This is a genomic window from Collinsella aerofaciens (genome assembly GCF_027679495.1).
GTDB lineage: Bacteria > Actinomycetota > Coriobacteriia > Coriobacteriales > Coriobacteriaceae > Collinsella > Collinsella aerofaciens_AK.
Map to the genome: position 1 here is coordinate 1 of NZ_JAQEKC010000009.1, position 15,884 is coordinate 15,884.

Below are 15,884 nucleotides of genomic sequence, written 5' to 3' on the forward strand. Positions count from 1 at the left end.
ATGGACGCCGGGCCTACTCGCTTCGGTTCGGGCGCTACACCAACTTTCTCGACACTACCAGTATCCGCTCATTGGGTGCTCATTTAAGCCTGTCCCCAATGAGTACCCAGCCAAAAAAGGGGCGCGACCGCAATGGTCACGCCCCTCAGCATCGGCTATGTGTCGGCCGGCGCTTACGCCAATTTTGCACCGACGATCTTTGCCGCGGCCGGCTTATCGAAGTTGCCGCCCGTGGCCTTGCCCAGAGCGCCCATGACCTGGCCCATCTGCTTCTTAGAGGTCGCGCCCAGCTCGGCGATGACCTGCTCGATCAGGGCCTCGAGCTCCTCGCCCGAAACCTGCGCGGGCAGCAGACTCTCCAGAATCTTGACCTGCTCGGTCAGGTTGTCGGTACGGTCCTGGTCGGTGCCGGCCTTGATGGACATCTCCAGCGTCTCGCTCGTCTGCTTAATCAGACGCTTGATCATGCTGTTGACGTCTTCCTCGGTCACATCACGACGCTCGTTAACCTCGATGTTCTTCACCTCGGCCTTAACCTGGCGAATGATAGACAGGCGAACCTTGTCCTTGGCCTTCATGGCCGAAATCATTTCCTTCTGCAGCTCTTCGTTGGTCATCTGCAAATCCTCCTCAATAGTGCGGGCGGCACTCGCACGAGCGCCGCCCCATGATTACTCAGTCGTCGACGAATCGTCGGTCGAACTCTTGGTGACGCCCTTCAGGCTGACGTTGTACGGCACGTCCTTGGGCATGGGGTTAACGGTGATGTCGGCGTCCTTCTTGTACTGCTCCAGCCACTCGCTGTACGCAGTGCTTGCCGCCTGCGTCTTCACCACGTTGGAGACGTACTTCTTGATGTCCTTGGGCACCTGCTTAATGTCATCGACCTGATTATCGACATGGAAGTAGTCGGTGCACTTGATGATGTGATAACCATAGGTCGACTCGACGACGTCGCTCACATCGCCCTTGTTGAGTCCCTCGAGCGCCGCCTGGTAGCTGTCGACGAAGGTGGTGAGCTTGTCCCAGCCCACATCGCCCTTCTTCTCCTTGGAGCCGGTGTCGTCGGAATACTGCTCCACGGCGTCCTCAAAGCTCAGCTCGCCGGAGTTGATCTTGTCCAGGCACTCCTGTGCCTTGGCCTTGGCGGCGGCCTTGTCCTCGTCGGAAGCGTCGGAATCGACCTTGATCAGGATATTCGACGAACGACGGGCATCGTTGTAGTTGGACAGGTTCTCATTGATGTAGTCGACAATCTCGCTGTCCTTGGGCTTGCTGGTGGGTGCCACGGCATCCTTGAGCTTCTGCTGCGCCAGGCTCTCCTTGAGCGAATCCTTGTAGGTGTCCTCGGTGTAGCCGTAGGTCTTAAGGGTCTTCTTGAAAGCCTTAGCGCCGCCGGCACTCTTGCAGGCCTCCTTCCAGGCCTTCTCTACCTCCTCGTCCGAGACGGTCACGCCGTTTTCCTTCTGCGCTTGCTGAAGCAGAATCTGCTGCGTGTAGGAGTCGATGAGCTGCTTGCGATACTTCTTGGGCGTGAGGTCATTGTCGACCAGGTACTGCGCCCAGTCCTTGTCCTTGGTGTAGCCGTAGGACGTGCGCATGCTCATGATCTGCTTGGTCACGGTGTCCTCAGTGAGGTTGGTGCCGTTGATAGTGGCAGCCACACCACCAGTGAGCTTATAGCCCGAGCTGGCGCTTTCAGTCTGCGACATCAGGCCGGAGCACGCCATGGCCGAGACGGAGAGCAGCATCGCCAGCACGCCGATGACCACCAGGACAATCTTGACGGTCTTGGACACATAGGTCTTGCGCTGCTTCTTGCGAGAGCTGGAGGCGGCGCGGGACCGTTGCTCGGACGTCGGCGCGACCTCGGGGTTCTTTTTCTTGTTTGCCATGTTTGGCCTTTCGCATCACGAATCGAACAAACGCCATTGTGTCACAACGCAGCCCCGCGGCACACCTGGTGCATGGGGGACAGGTTAATCTGCACCATTTTGGTGCAAAGGGACAGGTCTGGCAGTTGGCAGTTAGGGACGTTCCTTTTCTGCCGGCAGCTAGGGACAGCCCCCAGTGCCGACTTTAGAAGTGGCGACGGATGGCGTCGACCATGCCCTGCGGCGTGGTTTGGCCGAGTACATCGGCTGCGGCATCGGCATCCATAAAGATATTCATAAGCGCTTGCAGGGCCTCGACCTGGCCGCCCGGCTCGGCAATGCCCAGATTGATGATGATCTGCGCCGGCACCGGAGCGCCCATGCCTGCCATCGCGTTAAAGGTCACGGGCGCGGCGGGCTTTATCACCGCGATATAGGGCTTGGACACAAAACCGGGATCGGTATGCGGGATGGCGATGTTTGCTGCCGGCATGGCAAGGCCCGTGGGATAGGCATCCTCGCGTGTGCGGACGGCGTCGAGCCAACCGGAGGCAATGTAGCCGCGCGGAGCAAGCTCGCCCTCAAGCTGCGCAAACACCTCATCCGGCGTCGCGCACTCCCAATCAAAAAACACCAGCTCAGGCGAGAATAGCATCTCGGCGTTATCTGCCATACCGTCCTCCAAAGTTGTATGAGGTTCACAATGCCCCATATGATATCGAAACGAGGCAGGCAAGGTTAGTCGAGGATTCCAATCATCTCGAGAGTGCGGGCAGGCGTCAGGCAAACTTCGGGCATCGCCTCCAGCATGCGCCGGTCGCCCGTGACCACATAGTCGACATCTGCCGTCTCGCCCGAAGCGATGATGAGGTTGTCTTCAAGATCCGGCATGCGCTTGCCAAGCATGCGCGCCATTTCGCACTCTGCCAACGAAAGCGGAGAGGCCGTCGCCACCTGCATCATATGCTCGATGCAGGCCCATGACGCCGAGGCAAACGATACGTTAATCCCATTCGCATTCCGCCGGGCTAGACGACGAGGCAAAATATAGAACACATCCTTTGCCGTCGTTGGCGCATACAGAAGGTCGATCTTTCCCGCCTCGGCCAGTTCAACCAATCTTTTCGCTTCGTCGAACGCCCCTTCTTGCAGGTAATAATCGAGCCAAACGTTCGTATCTACCAAGAGATGCTTTGCCTCAATCATCGACAATTCGCCTCAATGTCGGCAATCATCGCATCATACATATCATCTCGTACGGCATCCCAGTCGTCCGCCGAAGATTCGGCCGATGCGAAATCCGACGCACTCATCCCCAACGAGGAAAAAGCCAGGCCACACCCCTGTTCGGCGAGGCTCTCCACACGGGGCGCCTCCCGCTTATCCGCCACCATAAATCCCGGCAACGTTTGATGCTCGACGAGATAGACCCAAAGTGCACGAATGGCATCGCTCGGTCCCAACCCATTGCGAGTTAGCACCGCATCGCCACCAGCTTTGAGCATAGGATCGATTCGTGTGTTGAGCTGCACCGTTGCTGCACCCATAGCGGCTCCTCTCTACTTGCTAGCAGTATAGCAAACATGAAAGGCCGCGCAAAAGGGCCCCGCCCGAGAACGGACGAGGCCCTGTCAGATTGGTAGTGTCGAGAAAGGTGGTGTAGCGCCCGATCCGAAGCGAGTCGGCCTGGCGTCCAAGAACCTAGAATACGGTTGATGCCCTATGCCGCCGACCGGCATATGAAAGCCAGCGGGCCAAAAGCCCCATGGCTTCTAGCCCGCAGAAACATCGATGTTTCCAAATGATCGCAGCTTGTGCTTCAAGCGCTTTTCTACGCTACCGGCGGATGCAAATCCCAATCGGGAAAGCAGTTTGCAAAGCCCGTGAGATTTTGGGTCAAAACATTGTTCTCAGCTTGCTTCAGTCGCTCGTCCTCTTCAAACAGACTATCGAGCTCGCTCAATGCATCGAGGTCCTGCATTGCAGCATCGTTATGGTCGAAATCAGTCACTTCATCAGCCATCTTTTTCACTCCATTCATGGATTATCGAGACAAATCCTACCGGCTAGGCAACCTTCTCAAGCTTAAGCAGGTCGCTGCGCTCGGCCGCAGTTTCCTTCGCGCTCTTCCACTGATTAAGCGCCAGATCGATCTCGGAACAGCCTTCCTGGATGCGTTTGGAGTATTTGGCCTCAATCTCTTCTGCCTCCGCAGCGCGCTGCTTGCCCGAGAGGCTCGTCTTTACTAGACAATAGCCAGCCCCCGCAAGAAGCAAAATGCCAATAACCTGGTTTACAAATGCAAAGAAAGCCACTCCCAAAACAGCGAGGACAACGGCCGCTATCTTGTGGCTCTTGTTGCCCTTCGCAACCTTGACATCAAGCTCAGCGAGCTCCTTTTTCTTCTCTTCACCGACATAGCGAACATAATCGCCGCGCAGCACATTACCCTCATCGCCGGTAACCGCCCTGCTTGTCCATCCGTCGAAGTCAAGGGTGATCGCCTGCGGAAATTCGGGGATGTCGCTCTTGCGATACCGGTTGAAACCACCGTTGATGTAGGAACCCAAAAACTGAATCGCGGTCTTCTTCTTATGCACATCCACAGACGCACTCTGGTCGCGCATCGAGCGTGTCATCTGGTCGATGATGTTCATCGTCTGCTGACGCTTCTCATCGCGGCGACGATTGACGAGCTCTCGGGCGCGCTCCACGTCTCCGCCAAATGCCTTGACCGCAAGAAGATACTCCTCCTGGCGGCGCAAATTTCGCTCCTTGGAGTCATCGGAGTTAACGAGCTCCATCAAATGCCTGTCAACCTGCTCGGCAAGCGTCCTCTCGTCAACATCAGAAGCCTTGAGGTCGGCGAAGTCATTGGATATGCTCTCGATTGCCTCGACTTTTCCGAGATACTTATTGATGTAGTCAAACTCCTTGACCACCACCTTGAGCGCCGGATATCTCGAGCTCATATCCTCCTCGTAGCCGGTAAAGTACTCCGCCCATGACTCTGACTGCTCATTCTCGAACTCAGGGCTCTGATTTCTGATCTGCTCGATCCAGCCCGCCATATAGTCGTCGCACAGGTGCTTTTCGTCGGTTCCGAAGATGCCGTTGATATAGGCATCGATGTAGACCATCGCATCGGCATCGATGCGGGTGGCGTTTTGCGTCGAGAAGTAGCGCGCTAGCCATTCGTAGCACGTAGCCGTGCGGTTATTACGTCTGCAGATCAGAGCCATCGCAAGCGACGTGTGCTCGTTGTCACGTTTGACAGCCTCGCGTATTGCGCGCTCTGCAAGATCTCGGTTGTTGTTGATCCATGCCGCAAGGGCAACCAGGACAGGTGCCAGCCAGTAGTCCGGGGTAGAGATCATTAACTCCTCGGAGACCGTCGAAATCGTCGCCTTGCGCACGAGCGCCGCATCGGTTGCCTGGAGAATACCGACCATGGTGTTTCGAACCACTGAGTAGTTGCCGAACTTTTTGTCCATCTCCTGCCGAACGCTCACGAGCTCCGTAGTCGCCTGCTCAAGTGCGGCGGTACGACGCTGCTCGAGCATCATCTCGAGAAAGTCCTTTCGGAGCTTTTTAAGGTCCTTCCGCACTTCCTCCATTTGCGATTCGACCTTATCGACCTTCGTGGTCATCTGGTCAACTTTTGTTCCAATAGCGGCGATCCTGCGCTCGATAAGGACAGTATCTACTCCCGAATCACTCATCTGTACCACCTTTCAGTTTGCACTGTTTAGATCATCCAATAGCTTTAAGCGAGTAAGCGCCCGCCATCTGCTTTATTGAGAGGCCATGCTTCGGTATTGCTCGGACACCTGCTGATAGGCCACAAGAAACTTCTGTTTGTATTGGCTTGCCTTCATCGAATTGACGATGCGCCCGACGGGCTCCACATAGTGTTCGAGAAAGTACGAGGTCCTTCTTCGTAACGCAAACGAACCAGTTTTATAGGGGGACCCGGGGTTCTCTCTAATGCCCTTGAGTAGTGCGAGACACGTTTTGGGTATGTTGCAGTTGGTGGCGATATCTTGATAGAAACTCTCCCGCTCTGCAGTCATAAAGTCTTCCGAAGCATACCGCGCTATGCAGAACGGGCACACAGCATCGATAAAGCTCTCAAGCCGAGGCCGATCCTCCATGCTCTGCATATTGGCGACCACGAGCGATACCATCTGAACCTCAAAGTCACGCATGTTGTAGAGCGTCGACTCAAACAAGTCGATCAAGTCACGCACTTCGTCATATTCGAGAGGGATATCTTCGGCCCTTTTAAAGAAAACCACCATCGAACCCGAAAGACCTTCACAAAACTCATCGCAGTAAGCAACCATAAACTGTGCCGCCGCGTTGTCTTGCATCATATTGAGCACGTCCGCGGCAAATTTGCGGGCCTCCGGAAAGTTACCACCCTTAAAAAACTTGATGGCATTGTCCTTGGCAAACGCGACTTTGCCCGTGGCCCCCAGACGCGCCCGCGAATAATACATCTCGCGGCCGCACTGGTTGCAATGAACCTTTCGCGTTGCGGGGTCAAACTCGACATCGGTGCTGCCGCAGCCCTCGCAAGTTATTCCGTTGATTTCCAATAGCTTCCCCCACTTCAACCATCAAAGTGCCCTGGCAAAAAGCAACACGAGTTCTTATTTGACAGCGGTCAGCGCCGCATTGCGCTTTTTCCAGATACGGCGCGCATCATGGACAAGGCCAACCGTAACATCTGCTGGCTCATCGGCACTCATGGAATTCGAGACGGCCTCGAGCGCAGCGGAGAACTGTCGCTCAATCTCTTGAGCATGGGGCTGCGACATGTTGGAACTAAAGGAGATGTCGTCTTTGAGCACTTTGAGTTCGGCTTTGACCTGAGCGTCTTGCGCTACGGCAAGGAGCTGTCCCACATACGATGCAAATTGCGCCGTTTGAACCGTCTTTGCCGCCACGGCGGCAACCTTTTGGTCCACCTGGCGGGCATTGAAGGCTAGACCCATCTGCACAAGGACAAGCACAGCAAGAAGGACAACGTTTACGACAACTGGAATCGTGCTGCCGCCCCACCCATATGCCGCAAACACAAAGTACGTGTTGGCCAGAAGGGCAACGACAAAGTAGGCACAGCTGGATGCGACCGGCAAATAATGGATTTCGGTCGTGCTTTTGACCGTGGACTGCCTATCGGACATGGTAGCCGAAATCGAAGCCACCGCAAAAGCCAAAACCCCAAAGCCAAGCGACATAGCAAAGACGATAGGATTCATCAGCGCGTTTTTGCAGACAAACATGATTACAAGCCACGCCACCAGGACGATTGCCTCGCCCAAAATGACACGTTTAACAGAACCGTTCATCTTTGTTTCTCCTTATTGGATCTTAGTTCCGCAATCGGGGCAAAATTTGGTCCCCTCGGGCAACTCAGCTCCGCAGCTCGGACACTTTGGCGAGGCCAACCGGTTCCCGCACTCAAGACAGAACTTGGCACCGGCCGGGTTAAGATGCCCGCACGCCAAACACGCAACGCCCTGCTCGAGCTTCTGTCCGCATTCCGGGCAGAACTTAGCACCCATCGGATTAACGTTTCCGCAACTGGGGCACACGGGACCGTTTTGCATACTTGCGGACGCGGGAGTCGTTCCGACCGTGGGGGTAACAGTGCCCAGGGTCTGGTTGGCCAAGTTGGAAAAGCCAGCTCCAAATGCACCGCCCATGCCAACGCCCATGCCGAGTCCCATGCCGGCTCCCATGAGGCCCGATGCGGCACTTCCCTCATTGTCCGCAGCGCTCTGCATTACGTCCATACCGCGCTCCTGCTGATAGTCGTAGCCTTCGCGCGCACGTTTCCTGGCAAGCGCCTCGGACTCGATGTCCATCTGGGCGGCGTTACCCTGCGCCTCGAGAATGCTCCGCTTACGTTGGATCTTCATCTCGTTGATGGCGGCAAGATCATCTTCGAAGGGTTTGATGCTATTGAACGAGAAGTTATCGAGCGTGAGGCCAAACTCATCGAAATAGTTAACGAGCCTGCCCTGCATCTGAGACGAGAAGTCGCTCAGATGTGTCGCGATTTTTAGAACGGAAACCCCTTGGTCAACAATCGCCTTAGCAAGCAAGTCGGGAACATACTCAAGGATTTTTGCCCGCATAAAGGAGGTAAGTTCTTCTCGCGTATAGCGATCTCGCGTGCCCACGACCTTAACAAGGAACTTCCTCACCTGAATGGGAACCAGACTCGAGTCGTTCTGCTCGATATGCGCGCCAAACAAACCGAAGGCGCGAACGTGAACGTTGACGTCTTCCTCAGGGTCTTGAACGATGATGGGCTCGGTCGTGCCCCAGCGTAGCTCGTTCATGTAGTTGGTATTGATAAAGTACACAACGGAATGAAACGCCGAGCTACCGCCGGTAAGCGAATGAGCGGCATTGCGGAACGGGGCGAATCGGCTGTCTCCCGTGTCGAGCTTGATCTTGCACGGACCGACAAACACGCTTACCTGAGAATCGCCGGCACCCGAAGCGTCAGTAGAACTGCCCGCCCCCATATTGTTGGTAAAAACGGCAATCTGCGATTGCGCAACCTGAAGATAGGACCCGTTGGGGAAATCCTCGTAGGGATAGCGGAATGAGACAAGCGAGGCATCTTCGTTGTTGCCAGGCTCCCATTTGATATTGTCGACAGAAAAGGCACCGAGTATTCCGCTGTGCTTTTCTTCCTTTTCGTTATCGCTATGGAACAGAGACATGCTGATTCCTTTCGTTAATCCCAAACCACGCGCTCCGCGTGTCTAATGAATTGCGAAATGCCGAGCCGACAGGCGCATCGAAAGCCCGTGCTTCTCAATCTATCCCCCAACTTAGCTCGGTTAATTATAGCCCTCAAGTCATCGCATTTAGTCACCCGCCGGCGAGCGGCAATAATGTCGCACCTTTGGTCAACTGACGAAGAACCGGGAGGGTTCGAACCCCAGATACCCTTTTGGGGCATACCCGCTTAGCGGGCGAGCGTCTTCGGACTCTCGGTCAGCTCTTCGTAACGGCCGTTTTAGCTGTAACTAAACTCGTCGGATGGAACAAGGGGAAAGGTATAGGAGCCGCGCACGCCGTAATGCCAAAATGCCTCGGCTAAAGTTACTAGCTCTCGTGATAGGCCATAATCGACCGGCACGGATACCCTTCAGAGCCGCATTCCGCGGACGCTACGACCTTTCCGTCTTTATAAAACTCGACGTACCAAACGTACGTTGCCGCCCCCTCCCAATAGCTTGGCCTATCAGCGACCTTGTACGTAATAGAGGCGTCATCTGGCACAATCAACTCGCGCTTGGCGTTTGCAATGAACGCATCCATGTCGGCGATCACGCCATCGTCGCCGCTATCGGATGCCGCTTCAGATGGTGCTTGAGATGCGCCAGTTCGATCGTCTGCGGTGCCAGAGCCGTCCTTCAAAGAGTTCTCCGAAGGCTCCGCCCCTTTGAATGCCTTCCACATATCGCTGCTTGCAGACGGCTTTTCAATGTCGGCCTCCGGATGCTCCCCGGCAATCTCGTCAAGAATTTTGCACGCTTCTTCACGCCCCTGGACCATCGTCTCCTGTGGTTTGCCACCATCCTCGACGGTCCTCACCAAGTAGGTGCCATTCTGTCTATCGAATTCCTTATTTTGAATTTGCACCGCGTCTACGACCTCAGGACCCTTTGCAGTAAGCGAAATATAGAAATCTGCCTGGTTACAATCCTGACTACAAGTAAATTTAACGATGCCGTCCTTGCAGACAGTAATGACTTGGCTCTCACCCTGAGCAATAAAACCGTCATACCGATTCGTCATATTGTTGGAGCCTTCTACCATCTCTGACGAAGGCATAACCGAAACGGCCTTTCCATCAACAAAGCAGTAGGCACCTACAATCGCCGAAATATCGTTCTGCGCATCGACAGACCCAATAAGCAGCTCGTCAATTCCGTCACCGTTCAAATCATCGAAAGCATAGTAGTAGTTTAAAAAGCCGGGAGCATTCTGGCTGTCATAAACGAATATCTGCCCCAGCCCAGAATCATCGCCGCGCCCCAGAGCCCAGTCGTCGTAGTTGGCAGTACCAGCTCCCTTCTGTTCGCAATAGCTCACAAAGTCCTCGTAACGCGCAACCACGCCCTCGTAGGCCTCGTGCGCTTTCTTGTTAGCTGCCGCGACCTTCTTTTTAGACGACTTGTTCTCGACTGCAGCCGGCTGTTCCTGCTGCTGCAGCTGAGGCAGCACAAAGGCCTCGTAAGCTTTGACCAGTGCGTAGGCGACACCAGCGGTAAAGATGATTGCTGCAAGAATGGTGACAAACGTAGGCACGGCAAAACGGCCGATCTGCCGACGCTGCATCATAAAGGCCGCAAAGGACATATGATCAGAGTGCGCCGGAAAAGCGCTCTCTGCGCAAGATGCAGCAGGATCGCTCGTCGCTTTTCTATCAGCAGGCGCCTTTGCTGTACCTGAAGGAAGCGGCTGCTGAGCATTCGCCGGCGCATCATCCACATCCAACGGTTTTCCGCATGCGGAACAGTATCGCGCCCCGTCTTTGATCTTTGCCCCGCAGCTTGCGCAGTACATATATCCCCCCTAGAACTTCAGCATATCGAAACGATAGCCCACAGCCTGCAAACAGAAAAGGCCCAGGACAATTTGCTCGACTGTAAACCTTTTCTTTCACCTTTCAAATTCGCCTGACCCCACGCGGAAGGCATGCGACGGGCTACTTGCTAGGCGCGAGCCATGTGCAGCTTGATTGCCTTGAAGATGATGTTGGCAACCGAGACGATAGGCCAAAGTGCCACCATCGTCATCGGGGCTAATTCGGGAACAACCGGAACCGCTCCGTGAATCACGCTGCCCAACCAGTAAAAAAGCATCAGAACAACGACAGGAAGGCCCACGAGAACCACAAGTTCGATTAGCATAATCGTGATACCGATAATGCCGCCACCATAGACAAAGGGAAGCCTTACACCGCTGCGGTACAGCGAGATAATCACCTTCCAGGGACCAATCAGAAGCAGCGCCAGCAGAATCATATAGTCGAGCCCCAGCGAGCCCCCTCCCAGCACGTAATTGAAAAAGAGCACATAGAGCAACGAAATCACCGACGCTCGCGTAAGGGACCCGATGGACTCGCGAAGTGAATCTCGCAGGCAAGCAGCGGCCTCTGCATCCTCCGCCGCTTGAAACTGAGCCTCGACAGACTGGCTCTCAATCGGCCGGGCCTCAACGTAAATCGCATCTCCCGCCGTGCTGGCCGCAGCCGCGACCGTAGGCGTTCCGCACACGCCGCAGAACTTGGCGCCGTCGTTAATCTCTGCTCCACACTGTTTGCAATGCATGATCGGGTCCTTTCTCGTTACCCCTTTTCTTGACGATCACAAGATACGATTTGTCGTTTATCCGATATAGAGATTTTGACCGGGTAATTTTCCTAAACGTGCTACGCTATTAAACCTGCAGCTAGAGACAGGGGTAACAATGTTTGAGTTCTCCCAAACACGCACCGTTGAAGGTTCGATTCCGTTTAAGAAAGTCAACCTCATAGAGAACGAACCCAATAGGCCCGTTGGCGAGGCCCAGCTTGTCTTTGAACTCTACATGCCCACCGAGCTGGCCGGCAGCAAAAGCAACGAAGGGCCCGCACACAGCGAGCGCCATGCCGATCTGATCAGGCTGGCATCATGCATCGAACCCACCGCCGTTAAAGAGCAGCCCTTCCGCGCAAGCCTCTTTAACGTACTTGATTACGCCGAACAGACCGGGCCGCTTTTTGGCAAGCACGCAATAGAATCCGTACGCGATTGGGCCAATGCCGCGATGGCAGCACTTATTGCCATGCGCATCCAGGAATACCTCAACGGGAGCTGCACCATCGCAAAGGTCTCCGCATTGGAAAGAATCGAGAAATCAGTGGTAACCTGCGCGGCAAACGGGTCATCCTTCAAGATCTACACCACTATCCTGAGGGCGGGCGGAGATTATACCGACTCATTCAAAAACCTGCCCATCGTGCGCAAAATCGAATCCGATGCGGGATATTTCTACGCCTTTATGTTTATGATCGACGAGGAAGAATCCCTCGTTGCACTCAACGTGCTCTCTTTTGAACACGAGCTCACCGCCAATGACTTCAGTGTTTTGCAGGCGATGTTCTACATGGACGAAGACTCCAGCTCGGAGATTTCAGCGCGACTCAAGGTCAGCAATAGCGAGGAGAGCTTCTATGTAATCGACCCTCAAGCAGATATCCAGGAGCGCCGCGAAGAACTCGACAACGATGACCGCGATGCACTCACCGCTTTGGTGCAGGCGCTCGTGATCTCGCATCTCTCGGGCGCGCACGTGGATGTGTTCCAGGGCAACGAATCCACAGGGTTCCTCTCGTTTGACAGCTATCTCTCGTGGCTCTGGTTTGATTTTTCGCGCAAGCTGAGCACCGTCAAGATCGGCTATTGTGAGCAGTGCGGACGCGCCTACTCACTTGCCGGGCATCGTGGCGTCAAACGGCACTACTGCAGCGATCGATGCAAGACCGATGCCAAAAACGAGCGCACGCGCAAGGAGACGGCAAAGATACGCGAGTTGTTTGGAACGGGCGCCAGCGTACGCGACATCGCCAACGAGATAGAACGTCCCGCGGCCTACGTGCGCTCGCAGCTCAATAAATGGACCAAGCTCAAGCACGATCTGGATGTAGACATTGAGTTAAACGGCTTTGACAGCTCCGAGCTACTCAAACGCTGCACCATTGAGAAGCTCGACCTCAACAACCTCCTCAACGCCAAGCGCAAAAAGCAGATTCAGGACTATGCCAAACTCAAGCGCCTCGTTAAGTAGAAACGCTGTCATTTCTTTGCCATCCGATTGACGGGTGGAAAGTTACTCATATACGTGTTAGTAATATATATGTTAGTAATACATATATGAACGAGGCGCATCATGTTTGTTGGACGTCGGGAAGAGCTTGAATCCCTGGAAACCGCCTATCAAAAAGGTTCCTTTCAGTTTGCCGTAGTCTATGGAAGGCGTCGCGTGGGTAAAACCAGCCTGCTTCGCGTCTTTACACAGGGCAAACCCCATGTGATCTTCTTTACCGGACAGCAAACCGTTGCAAGCGAAAACCTCGCGCTGCTCAGCCGCGAGATACTTGGCGATAGCGCCGCAGGAGCAGCGTTCCCCTCTATCCAGGTTGCACTCGAATCCGTCTTCGAACACGCCAAAACAGAGCGAATCGTTCTGATTATTGACGAGTATCCCTACCTCGCCGAGAGCGATCCGGGCGTCTCGTCGTGCCTGCAAACGCTTATCGATCGACATAAAGACACGAGCAAGCTGTTCCTCGTGCTCTGCGGATCGTCCATGAGCTTTATGGAACACCAGGTACTAGGACACCAAAGCCCTCTTTATGGACGCCGCACCATGCAGCTGCGCATTGACCCCTTCACCATCTTTGACGTGGCCCTCATGCTTCCCGATGCACCCATCGAAAGGGTCATCGAGCTGTATTCCGTTGTTGGCGGGATGCCGCTCTATCTATCGCAGCTCGATGGCACGCGTTCCACTCAATGGAACCTTGAGCATGCGCTGTTGCGTCAAGATGCGTTTTTGTATGCCGAACCCCAGAACTATCTGCTGCAAGAGGTCCGCAGCCCAGCTATCTACAATGCCGTCATAACCGCCATTGCCAACGGCTGTGTACGCTCCAAAGAAATTGCCGATGTTACCCACCTCGCAACTCCACAGGTCGCGCGACTGCTCGACGCATTGATCGAGCTGCGAATCGTTGAGCGCGTCACGCCTGTTGTAAAGGCAACAAAACGCAGGGTAGTCTATCGGATCTGCGATAACCTGTTTAGGTTTTGGTATCGGTTTGTTCCACAGTACGCAGGAACGATCGAAGAGGGACTCGGGGCCGCCGTTGCTGCACGTATCGTCAAACGTGACCTGCCTACCTTTGTGGGCCCTGCATTTGAAGAAGTGTGCCGCCAGTGGTTGATGCGGCAGGTTGTTGAGAGCGAGCTGGATGTGCTGCCCAAGGCAATCGGCTCTTGGTGGGGCACGAACCCGAACACGCGCCGGCAAGAAGAGATTGACGTTGTGCTTGAGGACGCCGATGGGGAGCTCATCGTTGGCGAGTGCAAATGGAGAAACGAGCCCGTAGATACCGACGTTCTTGAAACACTCGAGCGGCGCAGCGCGCTGCTGGGCCGGCCGATCAAACAGTACTACTTGTTTAGCAAGAGTGGATTTACCAAAGCGTGTCAAAATAGAGCGGCTCAAACAAGCAACGCGAGGCTTGTTGGGCTCGAGCAACTACTATAAGAAAGGGGCTTGGAAACAGTTTTCCAAGCCCCTTTCAGTTTTTATTCGATTCCCACCTTTTTGAGCGTATCTTTGGTGACTTCCGCAACTTGATTGGGATCGACGTGGGATTCCCCTGAAATAGAACCGTAACCTGAGGTTGAGAAATCAAGGAAGTAGTATGTCCGGTAATTGTGCCCATAGCCAAATTGCTGATATAGAGCATTATAGTCCGTCTCGGAAATTTCCTTGCCCTCCGACGCATAATATTCTACGTAGCCATTGCCCTCGCTCGGCTCAACTCCCCAGGACTCGTAGTTGCTTACAAGCGAAAAAACATCGCCTTTCTTGCCATATACCGAAGTATTGTCCCCGGCCAAAGCCTGCCTGCCAGCGAGCAATGCCGTAATCGCATTGCTCATCTCATATGTTCTTTGGCTTACGAGGATGCTGCCGCCATCCGCTTTAACCAGCGGAAGAAACATCGTTCCTCCATTGCTGTTATCAAGCCAATTTTGACTGTAAAGTCTCTTGACACCACCATCAGCTGCCGACCAAACCTCTACGGTGTAGGACTTCTGAAGTCCCTCTATATCTCCATTCCAAGCACTCTTTAATTCGTCATCGCTCATACCGTTCACAACGGTCAAGAACTCAGGCTGGCCATCCTGATCAAAATCAACGAGGTCGACAAGGCAAAGCCCTCGCATCGCATAGACAGAATCAGTCACCTCAACAATTTGTGGCTCTCCATAACACGCTAGGTATTCCTGGCACTTTTGCTTGTAAGCGGCATACGCAGCGGTATTGTCCGCCGCGGTGCCTCCATCCTTCTTGTCGCCTTTGTCTGTCTTTGTATCGGCCTCGTTGACCTTAGGCACCTCGAGGGAAACCTCTTTTACGGCATCAGCGGATTTAGAGTTATCAACGACTTCGACGGGGATAGCCCACTCGACTTTGGAATTAGAGTCCTTAACGGTAAGAGTATATTTTCCCGGTTTAACATCGGGAAACTGGCTTACCGTGAAGCCCTCGTCACCCTTAACCTCAGCGTTGGTGCTGTAGCCGTTGTCGCCGTTCAGGGTCACCGAGTACTTCTTGAGCTTCTCGCCCTTTGCGTCGGTCGGGGTGATCTTGGATTCTTGGACCACCACGATGGCTTTGTCCTGGCCGTAATGGGCAACGTCGCCGGACTTGCTAAAGAACAGCAGATGGCTAAAGATGGCAATGACTGCCACACCAACGACGATACCAACGATATAGAGCGCCTTGGGCTCCTTTTTCCGTGCGGATGCATTCACCGCAGAAACAGGGGCTGGCGCCGCGACGGGCTTGACGACCGGATTGCTCGGTTTTGGCCGGTCGGCGCGCACGGCAGGAATCGAAGGCGTTGCACCGGACGACACGTCGTCTTTGGGCTGGTCGTCTTCTTCGTCCGCTACGGGTTCGCTCTCCACGGGCGACTTTTCCTCCCCCGCCTCGGCACCGGCGGAAGACTCCTTCTCCGTTTCGCCACTAGCGAAAATCTCTTCCGCAGCTTCATTGATAACGGAAGGTTCTTCTGCCACTTCGTCGCTGGCAGAGTTCAGTACCGCCTTTGCATCCTCGAGCGCGTAGCCGCACTCAGTGCAGTAGCGCAAATCGTCATCAAGCTCAAACCCACAGTTGGGACAGAACATG

At 54.5% G+C, this 15,884-nt stretch carries 15 protein-coding genes and 1 pseudogene; 2 read left to right on the forward strand and 14 right to left on the reverse strand.

Annotation, left to right across the window (positions count from 1 at the left end):
* Positions 1–173 precede the first annotated feature (173 nt).
* The 13 genes and pseudogenes from PGW49_RS04660 to PGW49_RS04715 all read right to left on the reverse strand — a co-directional run bounded on the left by PGW49_RS04660 (position 174) and on the right by PGW49_RS04715 (position 11,242).
* Positions 174–617: a GatB/YqeY domain-containing protein gene (locus tag PGW49_RS04660; protein ID WP_270225734.1), complete on the reverse strand. Its 444-nt coding sequence runs from the start codon at positions 615–617 to the stop codon at positions 174–176.
* A 54-nt stretch (positions 618–671) separates the two neighbouring features.
* Complete coding sequence (locus tag PGW49_RS04665) at positions 672–1,895, reverse strand: peptidylprolyl isomerase (protein WP_270225736.1); 1,224 nt, start codon at positions 1,893–1,895, stop codon at positions 672–674.
* A 184-nt stretch (positions 1,896–2,079) separates the two neighbouring features.
* Complete coding sequence (locus PGW49_RS04670; protein ID WP_270225737.1) at positions 2,080–2,547, reverse strand: PTS sugar transporter subunit IIA; 468 nt, start codon at positions 2,545–2,547, stop codon at positions 2,080–2,082.
* A gap of 65 nt (positions 2,548–2,612) precedes the next feature.
* On the reverse strand, positions 2,613–3,080 hold the full coding sequence (locus PGW49_RS04675; RefSeq protein ID WP_229028208.1) for a PIN domain-containing protein: 468 nt from the start codon (positions 3,078–3,080) through the stop codon (positions 2,613–2,615).
* The gene (locus tag PGW49_RS04680; RefSeq protein ID WP_195232533.1) at positions 3,077–3,421 is read right to left on the reverse strand and encodes a type II toxin-antitoxin system RelB/DinJ family antitoxin; all 345 of its coding nucleotides are present in this window, start codon (positions 3,419–3,421) and stop codon (positions 3,077–3,079) included. Before PGW49_RS04680 ends, PGW49_RS04675 begins: the two co-directional genes overlap by 4 nt.
* A 284-nt stretch (positions 3,422–3,705) precedes the next feature.
* Positions 3,706–3,897 (reverse strand): hypothetical protein, encoded by a 192-nt coding sequence (locus PGW49_RS04685; RefSeq protein WP_156599436.1) that lies wholly within the window; start codon positions 3,895–3,897, stop codon positions 3,706–3,708.
* A gap of 43 nt (positions 3,898–3,940) precedes the next feature.
* Positions 3,941–5,596: a hypothetical protein gene (locus PGW49_RS04690; RefSeq protein WP_270225738.1), complete on the reverse strand. Its 1,656-nt coding sequence runs from the start codon at positions 5,594–5,596 to the stop codon at positions 3,941–3,943.
* 72 nt (positions 5,597–5,668) lie between these two features.
* Positions 5,669–6,493: a hypothetical protein gene (locus PGW49_RS04695; RefSeq protein WP_270225739.1), complete on the reverse strand. Its 825-nt coding sequence runs from the start codon at positions 6,491–6,493 to the stop codon at positions 5,669–5,671.
* A gap of 36 nt (positions 6,494–6,529) precedes the next feature.
* On the reverse strand, positions 6,530–7,231 hold the full coding sequence (locus tag PGW49_RS04700) for a hypothetical protein (protein ID WP_156599427.1): 702 nt from the start codon (positions 7,229–7,231) through the stop codon (positions 6,530–6,532).
* Positions 7,232–7,243: 12 nt separating this feature from the next.
* A complete protein-coding gene (locus PGW49_RS04705) occupies positions 7,244–8,620 on the reverse strand; it encodes an SPFH domain-containing protein (RefSeq protein WP_270225740.1) in 1,377 nt (458 codons plus the stop codon).
* 388 nt (positions 8,621–9,008) lie between these two features.
* Entirely contained in the window at positions 9,009–10,406 is a 1,398-nt protein-coding gene (locus PGW49_RS04710) for a hypothetical protein (protein ID WP_270225741.1), read from the reverse strand.
* A gap of 3 nt (positions 10,407–10,409) precedes the next feature.
* Positions 10,410–10,475 (reverse strand): annotated as a pseudogene (locus PGW49_RS10470) (zinc-ribbon domain-containing protein); the annotation flags it as partial.
* Between the two features lie 149 nt (positions 10,476–10,624).
* Complete coding sequence (locus PGW49_RS04715) at positions 10,625–11,242, reverse strand: zinc ribbon domain-containing protein (RefSeq protein WP_270225742.1); 618 nt, start codon at positions 11,240–11,242, stop codon at positions 10,625–10,627.
* 139 nt (positions 11,243–11,381) lie between these two features.
* Here PGW49_RS04715 and PGW49_RS04720 point away from each other — a divergent pair, with 139 nt between their 5' ends.
* Together PGW49_RS04720 and PGW49_RS04725 are read left to right on the forward strand one after the other, a co-directional pair.
* Complete coding sequence (locus tag PGW49_RS04720; RefSeq protein ID WP_195232544.1) at positions 11,382–12,740, forward strand: hypothetical protein; 1,359 nt, start codon at positions 11,382–11,384, stop codon at positions 12,738–12,740.
* Positions 12,741–12,842: 102 nt separating this feature from the next.
* Positions 12,843–14,225 carry an ATP-binding protein gene (locus PGW49_RS04725; protein WP_270225743.1) on the forward strand — a complete coding sequence of 461 codons (1,383 nt, stop codon included), beginning with the start codon at positions 12,843–12,845 and terminating at the stop codon, positions 14,223–14,225.
* Positions 14,226–14,266: 41 nt separating this feature from the next.
* Here PGW49_RS04725 and PGW49_RS04730 read toward each other — a convergent pair whose 3' ends face one another.
* Positions 14,267–15,883, reverse strand: coding sequence for a zinc-ribbon domain-containing protein (locus PGW49_RS04730; RefSeq protein ID WP_270225744.1), 1,617 nt, complete (start codon positions 15,881–15,883; stop codon positions 14,267–14,269).
* Position 15,884: the final 1 nt, after the last annotated feature.

Bases quoted from the DNA above. Each gene is read 5' to 3' on its own strand.
- PGW49_RS04660 (WP_270225734.1), bottom strand. From the start codon at position 617: ATGACCAACGAAGAGCTGCAGAAGGAAATGATTTCGGCCATGAAGGCC.
- PGW49_RS04665 (WP_270225736.1), bottom strand. From the start codon at position 1,895: ATGGCAAACAAGAAAAAGAACCCCGAGGTCGCGCCGACGTCCGAGCAA.
- PGW49_RS04670 (WP_270225737.1), bottom strand. From the start codon at position 2,547: ATGGCAGATAACGCCGAGATGCTATTCTCGCCTGAGCTGGTGTTTTTT.
- PGW49_RS04675 (WP_229028208.1), bottom strand. From the start codon at position 3,080: ATGATTGAGGCAAAGCATCTCTTGGTAGATACGAACGTTTGGCTCGAT.
- PGW49_RS04680 (WP_195232533.1), bottom strand. From the start codon at position 3,421: ATGGGTGCAGCAACGGTGCAGCTCAACACACGAATCGATCCTATGCTC.
- PGW49_RS04685 (WP_156599436.1), bottom strand. From the start codon at position 3,897: ATGGCTGATGAAGTGACTGATTTCGACCATAACGATGCTGCAATGCAG.
- PGW49_RS04690 (WP_270225738.1), bottom strand. From the start codon at position 5,596: ATGAGTGATTCGGGAGTAGATACTGTCCTTATCGAGCGCAGGATCGCC.
- PGW49_RS04700 (WP_156599427.1), bottom strand. From the start codon at position 7,231: ATGAACGGTTCTGTTAAACGTGTCATTTTGGGCGAGGCAATCGTCCTG.
- PGW49_RS04705 (WP_270225740.1), bottom strand. From the start codon at position 8,620: ATGTCTCTGTTCCATAGCGATAACGAAAAGGAAGAAAAGCACAGCGGA.
- PGW49_RS04715 (WP_270225742.1), bottom strand. From the start codon at position 11,242: ATGCATTGCAAACAGTGTGGAGCAGAGATTAACGACGGCGCCAAGTTC.
- PGW49_RS04720 (WP_195232544.1), top strand. From the start codon at position 11,382: ATGTTTGAGTTCTCCCAAACACGCACCGTTGAAGGTTCGATTCCGTTT.
- PGW49_RS04725 (WP_270225743.1), top strand. From the start codon at position 12,843: ATGTTTGTTGGACGTCGGGAAGAGCTTGAATCCCTGGAAACCGCCTAT.
- PGW49_RS04730 (WP_270225744.1), bottom strand. From the start codon at position 15,883: ATGTTCTGTCCCAACTGTGGGTTTGAGCTTGATGACGATTTGCGCTAC.